Origin of the sequence: Agrococcus lahaulensis DSM 17612 (genome assembly GCF_000425105.1) — a bacterium.
In the GTDB taxonomy this organism is placed as follows: Bacteria; Actinomycetota; Actinomycetes; order Actinomycetales; family Microbacteriaceae; genus Agrococcus; species Agrococcus lahaulensis.
In genome coordinates, this window is sequence record NZ_AULD01000005.1 from 516,011 (window position 1) to 529,071 (window position 13,061).

A 13,061-nucleotide genomic window follows, 5' to 3' on the forward strand; every position below is an offset into this window, starting at 1 on the left:
CCCGTGACGGAGCCCACTCCCCCGGCGCTCGAGCCGGAGCCGCCGGCCGCGGCCGCGCTCTTCGGCGACCGGTTGGAGCTCGCTCGCTCCTACGTGTCGTCGCTCGCGGCGCGAGGCGAGGAGCTGGGCCTCATCGGACCTCGCGAGCTTCCGCAGCTATGGACTCGACACATCCTCAATTCTGCGCTCGTCGCTCCCCTGCTCCGTGGCCGGGTCGGCGACGTGGGCTCGGGTGCTGGACTCCCCGGGCTCGTGCTGGCGATCGGACGTCCTGATGTCGAGATGACCCTCATCGAGCCGATGGAGCGGCGCACGGACTGGCTGCGCTCCGAGGTCGAGCGCATGCGCCTCGACAACGTGCACGTCCTGCGGGCGCGAGCCGAGGACCTCGCCGGCAGCGGTGAGCTTCATCCGCTCGACCAGGTGACCGCTCGCGCCGTCTCCGCCCTTCGGACCCTCATCCCGCTCACCGCCCCGCTCGTGCGCAGCGGCGGCGAGCTGCTGCTGCTGAAGGGCGCGCGCGTTGCCGACGAGCTCGCGGCCGCGCAGAAGGTGGTCCGCAAGCATCGGCTGCGGGATGTCGAGGTGCTCGAGCTCGGTGCAGCGGAGGGCCTCGAGACGACGCGCGTGCTCCGCGCCGTCGTCGATCCCTGAGCTGAGCACCGCCACTGTGCCTCGCTGAGGCACAAGGGCAACCAGGTGCGTCGCGTTGGCGTACGACGCCGGACTCACCCGATGGGCTGTCAGCCCAAAAGGTGTCGGCCGGGCTATGGCGTTCCGAATGCTGGCTCACTTCTGGAACTTCGTCGTGTCCCGCCACCGGTATCCAGCTCGATCTGCTCTCGAAGCGGTGGCCGTCGCGCCGCTGACGTGATGGCGCCTCGCTCCGCGCTGCGTTTCACGTGGAACATCGGACACTTTCGCGCGACATGCAGTGTTGGTCTGGCGCGTCGACTCGCGGCCGCAGTGCACCGTCGGGCGTCGGGCCTCGGTGCCAGCGCATCCAGAGCGGCGCGCACACCCGACGAAGCCGTTCGACGACCGGCTCGACCACGGTGGAGGCCGAGCGTGTGCGCCCTCACGGCGAGGGTGTTCCACGTGGAACGGTCGGACTACTCGCTGCTGGATCAGCGCGCCACTTCGGAATCCGTGGTCTGGGCCGCGTCAGCACCTCGATCGGTAGCCGCCGAGCACACTCGCTCGCCTGGTCTGCGCGCTAGGAAGCAGTGGATCGGGGTTCGCTCGTCGTTTCACGTGAAACGCGGGGTCGCGAACTTTCCAGCGAGGAGCCGGTAGCCGGTCACACACTGATGTGTGGTGCAGCGCCGAGCGGTACCGCAGGCGGATGTTTCACGTGCAACGAGCCACGGACCCTCGTCAGGCCCTGACCAAACACGCGGGCGCTCTTGTCTGCAGCGGCCAGGCAACGCGTCGGCCCGCTGGCATCGCCTCGTGTTTCACGTGAAACGCGTGGCACATCATCACCCGCTGTCGGCATGACCTGACGGTTGACCTGCCTGGGCGGTGCTGTTCGTTCGATCGCCCGCATGACGCCCGCGAACCCCCACTCCTCGGCGGAAGGAAGGCACGAGTCGAGCGCGTAGCGCCAACGCGCCAGAGCAGGACGGCGACGCGCGGCGGAGGGCACGGCTGTGGACAAGTGTGGAGAACGCGATGTGAGCGTTGTTCGTCTTCACTGCACGTCGCCGAGCTACGGCAGCAGATTCCGCGCTATCACAGGGATCTCGAGCCGCCGATGTCGGCGTCGAGCGCTCGACACGGCCCCTCGGCGAGCGGCTCGACAGTCGAAGGTGCTGTGGAGAACTGTGGACAACAGCGCTCGCAACTTTGCTTCACTCGAATGTGTCCTGACTTTGCGATCGGGCACGATCGGGGCCAGACTGGAGGCTTGCACCACTGCGCGCGGACCCCGCAAGCCGTGATGTTCCACGTGAAACATCGACAGGAAAGGCACGCGTGACCACGGGAAAGTTCGACACGACGCCGATCGCTCGCGAGCTGGCGGCGATGGCCCGCAGGCGTCAAGCACTCTCCTCGGTCGAGCTGCCCCTCCCGGCACGCACCCGGATCTTCACGGTCGTGAACCAGAAGGGCGGCGTCGGCAAGACCACGTCGGCGGTGAACCTGGCCGCCGCACTCGCCGTCGCCGGAGCGCGCGTGCTCGTGATCGACCTCGATCCGCAGGGGAACGCATCCACCGCCCTGGGCATCGATCACCACGCTGACGTGACCAGCACGTACGACGTGCTCATCGATGGCGAGCCGCTCGAGTCGGCGGTGTCGACGAGCCCGCAGAGCGACAGGCTGCATGTCGTGCCCTCGACGATCCACCTCGCCGGCGCCGATCTCGAGCTCGCGGGCATGGAGCGACGCGAGCATCGGCTGCGTGAGGCGCTCGATGCCTACTTGCGTGCCGCCTCGCAGCCCCCGCACTACGTGTTCATCGACTGCCCGCCGTCGCTCGGGCTGCTCACGATCAACGCCTTCACTGCCGCGACCGAGGTGCTGCTGCCCATCCAGTGCGAGTACTACGCGCTCGAGGGCGTCTCGCAGCTGCTGGACACGATCGGCCGCATCCAGGCGCACCTGAACCCCAAGCTCGAGCTGTCGACCGTGCTCCTCACGATGTTCGACGGGCGGACGCTGCTGTCTCGACAGGTCGTCGACGAGGTCCGCTCGCACTTCCAGGAGCAGACGCTCGACGCAGTCATCCCGCGCTCGGTGCGCGTCTCGGAGGCGCCCGGCTACGGCCAGACCGTCATCGCCTATGACCCCAACTCGCCCGGCGCGCTGTCGTATCGCGAGGCCGCGGCGGAGATCGCACGCAGAGGAGCGGCATGAGCAAGAAGGCAGGACTCGGGCGCGGCATCGGCGCGCTCATCCCCACCGGTCCCGCGCCCGCAGAGCGGTCGAGCGAGGAGGAGCCCGGCGCGCCGTCGAGCCGCCCGGCGCCCGCACCGCGCCGCACCCGGCGCCCCGCGAAGCCGGGGAGCCGGCCGGTCGACGTGTTCTTCTCGGGCGAGGAGGAGGACGACGCCGAGCTCCGGCAGATCCCCGGCGCGAGCCTCGCCGCCATCGCGCCCACGGACATCCGCCCGAACGCGAACCAGCCGCGCACCGTCTTCGACGAGGACGACCTCGCTGAGCTCGAGCACTCCATCCGCGAGTTCGGCGTGCTGCAGCCGATCGTGGTCCGTCCTGTCGTTCCGGGCGAGGACGGCACCCACTTCGAGCTCATCATGGGGGAGCGGCGCTGGCGAGCGAGCCAGCGCGCCGGCCTCGAGACCATCCCCGCGGTCGTCAAGGACACGCCCGACGACGCGATGCTCCGCGACGCGCTGCTCGAGAACCTGCACCGCGCGCAGCTCAATCCGCTCGAAGAGGCGTCGGCCTACCAGCAGCTGATGGAGGACTTCGCCATCACGCAGGAGGAGCTCTCGAAGCGCATCGGCCGCAGCCGGCCGCAGATCTCCAACACGATCCGCCTGCTGAAGCTCCCGCCGTCGATCCAGAGCCGCGTCGCGAGCGGCGTCCTCTCCGCCGGCCACGCGCGGGCGATCCTCTCGCTGCCGACGCCGGAGGCCATGGATCAGCTCGCCGCGAAGATCGTGAATGAGGATCTCTCAGTTCGCGCGGCCGAAGCGGCGGCCGGTCTCGTCCAGACGCGCAGCCCGCGACGCACGCCCACGAAGGGCGCCGTGCAGCACGGCCTCGACGAGATCGCCGGTCGCCTCGAGGACCGTCTCGACACTCGCGTGCGCATCGCGCTCGGCAGGTCGAAGGGCCAGCTGACGATCGACTTCGCGACCGTCGCCGACCTCAATCGCATCCTCGCGGAGCTGGGGGAGCAGGGCTTCGACGGCGCCGCACCGACTGCCTGACGGCAGAGACGACGAAAGCCCGTGGAACGCATCCACGGGCCTTCGTCGTCAGTCGATCAGAGGAACGCCGCGAGCTCCTGCTCGATCGCCGGCTTCGGCCGGGCGCCGATGAGCTCCTTGACGACCTCGCCGCCCTGGAACAGCTTCATCGCCGGGATCGACGTGATGTTGTAGCGCATGGCCAGGTCGGGCTCCTGGTCGACGTTCACCTTGACGACGTCGAGCTTGTCGGTCTCGCCGTCGATCTGCTCCAGGATGGGGCTGACCGCGCGGCACGGACCGCACCACGCGGCCCAGAAGTCGACGAGCACGGGCTTGTCGGCGTTGAGCACGTCCTGCTCGAACGATGCGGTGGTGACTTCCTTCACAGTGCGGCCTCCTCAGGGCTCGTGGCGAATGCCGGCACGGCGTGCGCGGCCAGGTAGTGCTGCGCGTCGAGCGCGGCGACGGTGCCGGACGCGGCGGCCGTGACGGCCTGACGGTACGTGGGGTCGGTGACGTCGCCCGCGGCGAAGACGCCGGGCACCGACGTGCGCGACGAGCGGCCCTCGACGGCGATCGTGCCCTCGTCGGTGAGCTCGAGCTTGCCGTGCACGAGGTGCGTGCGGGGATCCGAGCCGATCGCGACGAAGACGCCGTCGATGGGCATGCTCCGCGACTCGCCCGAGACGGTGTCGCGCAGCGTCACGCCGCTCACCTGCTCGGTGCCGTTCACCTCGGTGCCGGTGATCGCCTCGACCGTGGCGTTCGTCAGGAACTCGATCTTCTCGTCAGCGCGGGCGCGGTCGAGCATCACCTGGCTCGCGCGGAAGCGCTCGGAGCGGTGCACGATCGTGACCTTGTCGGCGAACTTCGTGAGGAACGTCGCCTCCTCCATCGCCGAGTCGCCGCCGCCGACGACGATGAGCTGCTTCTGCTTGAAGAAGAAGCCGTCGCACGTCGCGCACCACGAGACGCCGTGGCCCGAGAGCCGCTCCTCGCCCGGGATGCCGAGCTTGCGGTAGGCGGAGCCGGTCGCGTAGATGACGGTGCGCGCCTCGAGCACCTCGTCGCCGACGTGCACGCGCTTGACCTCGCGGTCGAGCTCGAGCTCCGTCGCGTCCTGCATCCGCACGTCGGCGCCGAAGCGCTCGGCCTGCTGCTGCATCGCGAACATGAGCTCGGGGCCCTGCACGCCGTTCGGGAAGCCGGGGAAGTTCTCGACCTCGGTCGTCGTCATGAGGTCACCGCCCAGCTCGACGCTCGACGCGAGCACGATCGGCTGCAGGTTGGCTCGCGCCGCGTAGATCGCGGCGGTGAAGCCTGCCGGGCCGGAGCCGATGATGATGACGTCGTGCACTGCGTCTCCTGGGATCGATGGGGGATGCGTGAGGAACAACCGATTCTAGGCGGCGGGCATTCCCGGGCGGTCTGGCTCGCCCACGACCGTCAGCAGGTCGCCCGTCGCGGCGTCGACGACGATGAGGCCCGCGGCCGGCCACTCGGGCGTGCGTCGCACGACGGGGCTCGCGACGCGCGCGCGCGAGCGGCGGTCCCACGAGTCGACGAGCCGACCGGAGTCGGCGTCGATGATGAGCACGGCCGGATGCGCGTGCGCGAGCGACGAGGACGCATCCGACGACCACCATCCCTCGACCGCGAGCGGCGCCGTCGGCGGCTCGAGCTCGTGCCGCTGCGGCTTCCGCTCGCGAGCGAGCGATGCCCCGACGATCGCGCCGCCGGCGGCGAGCGCGCCGGCGATGATCGGCGCGGCCAGGCGGATGAGCGATCGAGCCATGGCGTCCCCTTCCGCGCGGTGCGCGCGCACCGGCGCTCGAGCCGATGCTAGACGGCCCGCATCTGCGTGCGCCCTGCATCGGCCGACGCCGGGCGGGCTGCACGGGGCGGGCTGCACCGCGCCAGCGGCCGCCGGGCGCGGGCGACCGGTCAGGCCTCGGCTGCGTCGGACTGGCCGCGGCCGCGGCGGAACCGGGCGAGCACGAGGTCGACCGTCATGCGGAAGTCGGGGTTGCGCGTGAGGTAGAGCAGCCCGAAGTAGACGGCGCCCATGACGGCGCCGGCGATGATGCACGTGATCGCCGCGCTCGCGACCGTCGCCGTGCCGAAGCCGTCGCCCCGGTAGCCGCCGAGCGCGAACGTCACCGCGACGCCCGCCGCCGCCGCGACGAGCGAGTACGCGAGGTACTGCACGTGCCGCAGGCCGATGAGCTTGAAGCCGAACTGCCCGATGCGGCGCCGCACGAGCACGAGCCACACCGCGCACGAGATGAGGTTCGCGATCGAGACCGAGAGGGCCGTGCCCGCGATGACCCACTCCGCCGGCAGCGTGGAGGCCCACCACAGCAGCGCGAACGTGATGAACATGCCGACGCACGAGTAGAGGAACGCGGTCCGGGTGTCGCCGAGCGCGAAGAACACGCGCTGCAGCACGAACTCCGCGCTGAAGGCGACGAGGCAGACGAGGAACGCCCAGATGGTGAACGCCATCGCGAGCGTGGGATCGAAGCCGCCCTCGAGCATCCGCGAGAACGGCACGGCGATCACCGCGAGCACGAACGCGGAGATGGTGGTGAGCATGCCGACCGAGCGCAGCGCGCTCGAGACGTCCTGGCGGATGCCCGAGAGGTCGTCGCGCGCGGCGTGGTGCGACATGCGGGTGAAGAAGGCGATCGCGATCGAGACGGCGATGATCGAGTGCGGGAGCGAGAAGACGTACCAGGAGTTCTGCATCGTCGCGATGTTCGCGCCCTCGCCCAGCGAGGCGACGCGCGACTGCACGATGCCCTTGACCTGGCCGATGATGACGATGCCGAAGAGCCAGAGCGCCGCCTTGCCGGTCGCGCCGAGGCCGACGCCGCGCCAGCCGAAGTCGAGCCGGAACCTCAGGCCCGTCTTGCGGAAGAAGAGCACGAGCACGAGCGCCTGCACCGCGACGCCGCCGGTGGTCACGAGGCCGAGCAGGGTGATGCGGTCGGCGTCCCAGACGTCGACGAACTTGTTCACCCTGTCGGTGCCGAACAGCAGGATGAAGGCGCCGAGGCCCGCGATCGACACGATGTTGTTGACGACCGGCGCCCACGTGTACGGGCCGAACTGGCTGCGGGCGTTGTAGATCTCGCCGAGCAGCGTGTAGATCGCGTAGAAGAGGATCTGCGGCATGCACCAGTAGGCGAGCGCGACCGCGAGCGCCATCTGCTCGTCGGAGAAGCCGCGACCGTCGTCGCCCGCGGAGATGGCGTAGATGTCGACGAGCAGGGGAGCGGCGATCGTCGCCACGATCGTGAGCACGAGGAAGACGGTGCCGCCGAGCGTGAGGATCTTCGAGACGTACGACTCGCCGTTGTCTGCGCCCTTCGACGCCTTGACGATCTGCGGCACGAGCACAGCGCTCATGACGCCGCCGGCGACGAGGGCGTAGACGTTGTTCGGCAGCTGGTTCGCCATGCCGAACGCCTCGGCCGCCTTCGACGTCGACTGCCCGATCGCGACGGCGAGGAGCACCATCTTCACGAAGCCCAGCACCCGCGAGACCATCGTGCCCGCTGCGATGATCGCGCTGGCCTTGCCTGTGCTCACCCGGTCTCCTCCGCCGTGACGCTGGATCCTGGGGCGTCGAGGTCGCCGCGGGCCCGGCCGGTGCGGCGCTTGCGCACCGAACGCCAGATGCCGAACACCAGCAGCAGCGCGATGGCGCTGCCGAGCACCCAGGCTACGGCGGTCTCGATCGTCGGCTGCGCGGTGACACGCAGCGTCTGCACCTGTCCGAGCGCGACGCCGTCGGGCGTGTGCAGCTGCGCGATGACGAGCACGGTGCCGGTGCCGACGATCTCGACGGGCACCTGCACGCGCTGCTGGCTGCCGGGCGCGAGCGTGACGGTCGTCGACGGCTGCGAGACGTTGACGAGCGCGTTCGAGGCGCGGAGCGAGAGCACGACCTCGGCGGGCACCTCGAGCCGGTTGACGATCGTGACGGGCATGGGGACGCTCTCGCCCACCGCGTGGATCTCGCTGCCCCCGACGATCTCGACCGCCGTGCGCAGGTCGGCGAGCTTGCCGCCGAGCCCCTCGATCGCCTGCCGGTCCGCGTCGGTGATCGGGAGCCCCGCGTCGGGGAGCGCGGCGAGGAGCGAGAGCCGCAGCGACGCGAGCAGGGTCGAGGGGTCGCCGACGATCCCGGCGATGCGCGCGGCGTCCGCCTCCTGGGCGAGCGCAGCCTGCACGAGCTCTGCGCCCTCGGTGCTCGGCGGCACCTCCGGCTCGGCGAGGCGAGCGTCGCGCGGCTCGAGCGCGAGTGCGTCGTCGATGCCGACCGTCTCGACGAAGCCCGCATCGGCGAGGTCGTCGAGCAGCTCGACGGTCGACCCCTGCGTCGTCGCGGGCAGCGCCGCCGCGAGCGTGCGGGGATCGCTCGGCCGCTCGCGCGTGATGGTCGCGAGCAGCGCCATCGCCTCGGCGCGCGCGTGCGCGGCCTCGAGCGGGTCGACCGACGCAGCCCTCGCGACGAGCCGCTGGAGCTCACCGTCGGCGGCGAGCACGTCGACGCCGTCGATCGTGGCGTGCGCGGAGGGGGTGCGGCCGCCGATCTCCTCGTCGAGGCTCGCGGTCGTCATGACGACGGTGCCGATCGCGGCGAGCGCCCCCAGCTCCGCGTCGTCGACCGCGACCGCGGTCGCGTCGATGACCGGCTCGCGCCCTCCGACCTCGCCCGCCGAGGCGGGCAGCGGCGGGCCGTCCTCACGGGGGATGCCGAGCGGCTCGATCGGGTACTCGCCGGCACGCACGAGTGCGATGGGGTCGGCGTTCGAGTACAGCAACGGGTAGGCGCCGGGGGCGTCGGCGCGGTCGAGCCAGTCGATCGCGGCCTCCGGCGCGTCATCGCCGAGCGCGGCGGCGGAGGCGCCGATCGCCGGGTCGACGCCGATCGTCGCGCCCGCATCGATCGCCGCGTCGAGCGCCGCGCGCGCGTCGCCGTCGACGCCCGTCGACGCCTCGAGCTGCTCGGCGTCGAGCAGCCCCGTGGGCCCCGTGGGCGCGTCGATCGGCGCGGCGAGCGCGAGCCGCGTCGGGCTCGCCTCGCCCGGCTCGTCGAGCACGACGACGCTCGTCGCGCCCGTCACGCTCGGCGCGGTCGCGGCGAGGCCGTAGGCGCCCCACGGCGCGCCCTCGAGACCCAGCGCATCCGCGTCGATCGACACCGTGACCGAGTGCTCGTCGAGGGCGGCGACGGCCGGCAGCTCGACTGTCGCGACGACGCGGTTCGCCGCGATCGCCTCGCCCGCGAACCACCGCGAGAGCGAGTACCGCGTCGCGATGGGGGAGGCGGTGAGCAGCACGTCGACGGTCGTCGCGGGAGCGATCCAGCTCGATCGGTTGTCGAGCGCGACCTCGAGCGAGAGCTCCTCGCCCGTGCTCAGCAGCGGGTCGACGGGGGCGAGCTCGAGGGTCGGCGCCTCGGCCGCGGGGGCCGTCGCGGCGGCTCCGGGCGCGCCCGCGAGGGGAGCCGCGAGGAGCGTCGTCGCGACAGCCGCGACGGCGCACGCTGACGCGCTCCGCCGCGCCAGGCGACCTGCCGACAGCATGCGCCCAAGTGTAGGCAACGCACTCATGGGCCCGGACTGCGGCACAATGGGCGTCCGTGACAGACCTGGGGGCGCTCGTGACCGACATGGCTGAGGCGACCGCGCGGCTGCACGCGCTCGTGGCGTCGAGCCCGACGAGCGACCTCGCGGCGGGCTTCGCGGCCGCGGGCCAGGAGCTCGCGCTCGTCGGCGGACCGGTGCGCGACGCGTTCCTCGACCGCCCCGTCACCGACCTCGACTTCACGACGAGCGCGACCCCCGACGAGATCCAGCGGCTCGTGGGCCCGCTCGCCGACGCGACGTGGGACGTCGGTCGCGAGTTCGGCACCATCGCCGCACGCATCCGCGGTGCCGACGTCGAGATCACGACCTACCGCGCCGACCAGTACGACGGCGTCTCTCGGAAGCCCGAGGTCCGGTTCGGCGAATCGCTCGAGGACGACCTCGAGCGGCGCGACTTCACCGTCAACGCGATGGCGCTGCGCGTCACGCCCGCGCGCGGCGAGGCGGGCGAGGCGGATGCGGTGCCGCAGCTCGTCGACGTCGGCGGCGGGCTCGAGCACCTGCTGGCGCGCGTCATCGACACCCCTCAGGCGCCCGAGCGCTCCTTCGACGACGACCCGCTGCGCATGATGCGCGCCGCCCGGTTCTCGGCGCAGCTCGGCTTCGAGGTCGCGCCGCGCGTGCAGGCCGCGATGGCGGCGCTCGCCGACCGCATCCTCGACATCTCCGCCGAGCGCGTGCGCGACGAGCTCTCGAAGCTGCTCCTGACGAGCCGGCCGGTGCCGGGCATCCGCCTGCTCACCGACACGGGCATCCTCGATCGCGTGCTGCCCGAGGTGCCGGCGCTGCGGCTCGAGGCCGACGAGCACGCGCACCACAAGGACGTCTACGAGCACTCCCTCACGGTGCTGCAGCAGGGCATCGACCTCGAGGCGTCGAGGAACCCGGATGCGGCACCCGACCTGGTCTCGCGGCTCGCGGGACTGCTCCACGACATCGGCAAGCCCGCGACCCGGCGCATCGAGGGGCGCACGGTCACCTTCCACCAGCACGACCTCGTGGGCGCGCGGATGGCGAAGCAGCGGCTCAAGGCGCTGCGCTTCGACAACGAGACGGTCAAGGCGGTCTCGCGGCTCGTCGAGCTGCACCTCCGCTTCTACGGCTACGGCGACCAGGCGTGGAGCGACTCGGCGGTGCGTCGCTACGTGCGCGACGCCGGACCGCTGCTCGAGCGGCTGCACATCCTCACGCGCTCCGACGTCACGACGCGCAACCGGCGGAAGGCGGAGCGGCTCGACTTCGCCTACGACGACCTCGAGCGGCGCATCGCCGAGCTCGCGGAGCAGGAGGAGCTCGAGGCTGTGCGCCCCGACCTCGACGGCAACCGCATCCAGGAGATCCTGGGCATCCGCCCGGGCCGCGAGGTGGGCGAGGCGTACCGCATGCTGCTCGAGCAGCGGCTCGAGCACGGTCCGCTCGGCGAGGAGCGGGCCGAGCAGGTGCTGCGCGAGTGGTGGGCGGCGCGCGGCGCCTGATCGAGCGACGACGCCGGATCCGCCATTGATGCCGACGGCGGCGCTGCGGTACAGTTGAGAGGTTGTGCGGGCTCTGCCCGTCCTCGAGCACGAGGCCCGCGCACCATGCATACCCTCCTGCTGCAGACCGCCTGCAGCCGTTCTAGTCCGAAGGAGGTGGGTGAAGCATGCAGCAGTACGAGCTGATGGTGATTCTCGACCCGGAGGTGGACGAGCGCACTGTCGCCCCGTCCCTGGAGAAGTTCCTCGGCGTCGTCCGCAACGACGGCGGCAGGATCGACAAGGTCGACATCTGGGGCCGTCGTCGCCTCGCGTACGAGATCGACAAGCGCACCGAGGGCATCTACGCCGTCGTGAACTTCACGGCCGAGCCTGCGACGAGCGACGAGCTCGACCGCCAGCTGAAGCTGTCGGAGGCCGTCATGCGCACGAAGGTGCTCCGCGCCGACGTCGCGGTGGCGCGCGCCGGCAAGGAGCCGGCGAAGCGCGAGGCCAAGGCCGAGGCGCCCGCAGAGGCCGAGTAGCCATGGCCGGCGAGACGATCATCACGGTCGTCGGCAACCTGACTGCCGACCCGGAGCTGCGCTACACGCAGAACGGCCTCGCGGTCGCGAACTTCACGATCGCGTCGACCCCCCGCACGTTCGACCGCCAGGCGAACGAGTGGAAGGACGGCGAGGCGCTGTTCCTCCGCGCCTCGGTGTGGCGCGAGTTCGCCGAGCACGTCTCGCAGAGCCTGCAGAAGGGTTCGCGCGTCATCGCGCAGGGCCGCTTGAAGCAGCGCTCGTTCGAGACGCAGCAGGGCGAGAAGCGCACGGTCATCGAGCTCGAGGTCGACGAGATCGGCCCCTCGCTCCGCTACGCGACCGCGCAGGTGACGCGCACGACGGGCGGCGGCGCAGGCCGCAGCTCGGGCGGGCAGCAGCAGTTCGGCCAGGGCGGCGGCTTCGGCCAGCCCCAGCAGGTCGCCGACGAGCCGTGGGGCCAGCCGGCCGCGCAGCAGTCGAGCGGCGACGTCTGGGGAGCGCCCGGCACCTCCTACAACGACGAGACCCCCTTCTAGGGGCGCTCGCAGCAAGCATCACCGGGACGGCAGTCCCGAGCACGAAAGAAGGACACATGGCTGGCAAGCCGCAGAACAACCGGAAGCCGCGCGGCGGCAAGGGCGGGAAGCCGCTCGCTCCCGCGAAGGCGATCAAGGTCGGCGTCATCGACTGGAAGGACGTCGCGACGCTCAAGAAGTTCATCTCGGAGCGCGGCAAGATCCGCGCCCGCCGCATCACCGGCGTGTCGGTGCAGGAGCAGCGCCTGATCGCCAAGGCGATCAAGAACGCTCGCGAGATGGCGCTCCTGCCCTACTCGGGCGCCGGACGCTGAGGGGACTGACACATGGCAAAGCTCATTCTCACGAACGAGGTCTCCGGCCTCGGCTCCGCTGGTGACGTCGTCGAGGTCAAGAACGGGTTCGCCCGCAACTACCTCGTGCCCCAGGGCCTGGCTGTCGCGTGGTCGCGCGGCGGCGAGAAGCAGGTCGACCAGATCAAGGCAGCTCGCGCCGCGCGCGAGCACGCCACGATCGAGGAAGCGCAGGACCTCCGCGCCCGGCTCGAGGCGAACGTCGTCACGCTGAAGGCGAAGGCCGGCTCCGAGGGCCGCCTCTTCGGCTCGATCCAGACGAAGGACATCGCCGAGGCGGTCGAGGCGGCCGGTCACGGCTCGATCGACAAGCGGGTCATCGAGATCCCGACGCCGATCCGCTCGGTGGGCGACCACCAGGCGACCGCGCGCCTGCGCGACGAGATCGTCGCGACGATCACGCTCAAGGTGGTCGCGGCCAAGTAGGTCGCGCACCCCGCTCGAAGGCCCGCATCCGTCATGGATGCGGGCCTTCGTCGTGCGCGGCGGCGACGGATGCGGGACGGGGCTCTCAAGCGAACCTGAAGACGGGCTGGAAGTCTCAACGTGTACTTCAACCTGGTTTCTCCCCACGTCCTATGCAAAGCAAAATGCCCGGTCAAAGGCCGTTTTCGACGCTTTCCATG

At 71.0% G+C, this 13,061-nt stretch carries 13 protein-coding genes; 8 read left to right on the forward strand and 5 right to left on the reverse strand.

The features are described from left to right. The first annotated feature begins 3 nt into the window (after positions 1-3). The 3 genes from rsmG (at position 4) to H508_RS0103050 (ending at position 3,902) form a co-directional block, all read left to right on the forward strand. Complete coding sequence (rsmG, locus tag H508_RS0103040) at positions 4-654, forward strand: 16S rRNA (guanine(527)-N(7))-methyltransferase RsmG (RefSeq protein ID WP_026372977.1); 651 nt, start codon at positions 4-6, stop codon at positions 652-654. A 1,374-nt stretch (positions 655-2,028) separates the two neighbouring features. Continuing rightward, the gene (locus tag H508_RS0103045) at positions 2,029-2,862 is read left to right on the forward strand and encodes a ParA family protein (RefSeq protein ID WP_084155086.1); all 834 of its coding nucleotides are present in this window, start codon (positions 2,029-2,031) and stop codon (positions 2,860-2,862) included. Next, entirely contained in the window at positions 2,859-3,902 is a 1,044-nt protein-coding gene (locus H508_RS0103050; protein WP_026372979.1) for a ParB/RepB/Spo0J family partition protein, read from the forward strand. The genes H508_RS0103045 and H508_RS0103050 overlap by 4 nt, the downstream gene beginning before the upstream one ends. A 56-nt stretch (positions 3,903-3,958) precedes the next feature. Here the strand turns inward: H508_RS0103050 and trxA are convergent, their stop codons facing one another. From trxA to H508_RS0103075, 5 genes are all read right to left on the reverse strand, one after another. Then, positions 3,959-4,270, reverse strand: coding sequence for a thioredoxin (gene trxA / locus H508_RS0103055; RefSeq protein WP_021010593.1), 312 nt, complete (start codon positions 4,268-4,270; stop codon positions 3,959-3,961). Next, positions 4,267-5,241, reverse strand: coding sequence for a thioredoxin-disulfide reductase (gene trxB / locus H508_RS0103060; RefSeq protein WP_026372980.1), 975 nt, complete (start codon positions 5,239-5,241; stop codon positions 4,267-4,269). The genes trxA and trxB overlap by 4 nt, the downstream gene beginning before the upstream one ends. Before the next feature lie 45 nt (positions 5,242-5,286). Next, positions 5,287-5,679, reverse strand: coding sequence for a hypothetical protein (locus H508_RS0103065; protein WP_026372981.1), 393 nt, complete (start codon positions 5,677-5,679; stop codon positions 5,287-5,289). A gap of 149 nt (positions 5,680-5,828) precedes the next feature. After that, the gene (gene murJ, locus H508_RS0103070) at positions 5,829-7,478 is read right to left on the reverse strand and encodes a murein biosynthesis integral membrane protein MurJ (RefSeq protein ID WP_026372982.1); all 1,650 of its coding nucleotides are present in this window, start codon (positions 7,476-7,478) and stop codon (positions 5,829-5,831) included. Beyond that, positions 7,475-9,481, reverse strand: a complete 2,007-nt coding sequence (locus H508_RS0103075; RefSeq protein WP_026372983.1) for a DUF6049 family protein — start codon at positions 9,479-9,481, stop codon at positions 7,475-7,477. The genes murJ and H508_RS0103075 overlap by 4 nt, the downstream gene beginning before the upstream one ends. A gap of 77 nt (positions 9,482-9,558) precedes the next feature. Here H508_RS0103075 and H508_RS0103080 point away from each other — a divergent pair, with 77 nt between their 5' ends. From H508_RS0103080 to rplI, 5 genes are all read left to right on the forward strand, one after another. Further along, the gene (locus tag H508_RS0103080) at positions 9,559-11,019 is read left to right on the forward strand and encodes a CCA tRNA nucleotidyltransferase (protein ID WP_026372984.1); all 1,461 of its coding nucleotides are present in this window, start codon (positions 9,559-9,561) and stop codon (positions 11,017-11,019) included. A gap of 167 nt (positions 11,020-11,186) precedes the next feature. Beyond that, positions 11,187-11,543: a 30S ribosomal protein S6 gene (rpsF, locus tag H508_RS0103085; RefSeq protein ID WP_026372985.1), complete on the forward strand. Its 357-nt coding sequence runs from the start codon at positions 11,187-11,189 to the stop codon at positions 11,541-11,543. A gap of 2 nt (positions 11,544-11,545) precedes the next feature. Next, the gene (locus H508_RS0103090) at positions 11,546-12,082 is read left to right on the forward strand and encodes a single-stranded DNA-binding protein (protein WP_026372986.1); all 537 of its coding nucleotides are present in this window, start codon (positions 11,546-11,548) and stop codon (positions 12,080-12,082) included. Positions 12,083-12,138: 56 nt separating this feature from the next. Next, a complete protein-coding gene (gene rpsR / locus H508_RS0103095; RefSeq protein WP_021010585.1) occupies positions 12,139-12,396 on the forward strand; it encodes a 30S ribosomal protein S18 in 258 nt (85 codons plus the stop codon). A 12-nt stretch (positions 12,397-12,408) separates the two neighbouring features. Beyond that, the gene (gene rplI / locus H508_RS0103100; protein WP_026372987.1) at positions 12,409-12,861 is read left to right on the forward strand and encodes a 50S ribosomal protein L9; all 453 of its coding nucleotides are present in this window, start codon (positions 12,409-12,411) and stop codon (positions 12,859-12,861) included. Positions 12,862-13,061 lie beyond the last annotated feature (200 nt).

Excerpts from the sequence above, each read along its gene's own strand:
- rpsR (WP_021010585.1), top strand. The coding sequence starts at position 12,139 with ATGGCTGGCAAGCCGCAGAACAACCGGAAGCCGCGCGGCGGCAAGGGC.
- rpsF (WP_026372985.1), top strand. The coding sequence starts at position 11,187 with ATGCAGCAGTACGAGCTGATGGTGATTCTCGACCCGGAGGTGGACGAG.
- H508_RS0103045 (WP_084155086.1), top strand. The coding sequence starts at position 2,029 with ATGGCCCGCAGGCGTCAAGCACTCTCCTCGGTCGAGCTGCCCCTCCCG.
- H508_RS0103050 (WP_026372979.1), top strand. The coding sequence starts at position 2,859 with ATGAGCAAGAAGGCAGGACTCGGGCGCGGCATCGGCGCGCTCATCCCC.
- rplI (WP_026372987.1), top strand. The coding sequence starts at position 12,409 with ATGGCAAAGCTCATTCTCACGAACGAGGTCTCCGGCCTCGGCTCCGCT.
- H508_RS0103075 (WP_026372983.1), bottom strand. The coding sequence starts at position 9,481 with ATGCTGTCGGCAGGTCGCCTGGCGCGGCGGAGCGCGTCAGCGTGCGCC.
- H508_RS0103090 (WP_026372986.1), top strand. The coding sequence starts at position 11,546 with ATGGCCGGCGAGACGATCATCACGGTCGTCGGCAACCTGACTGCCGAC.
- H508_RS0103065 (WP_026372981.1), bottom strand. The coding sequence starts at position 5,679 with ATGGCTCGATCGCTCATCCGCCTGGCCGCGCCGATCATCGCCGGCGCG.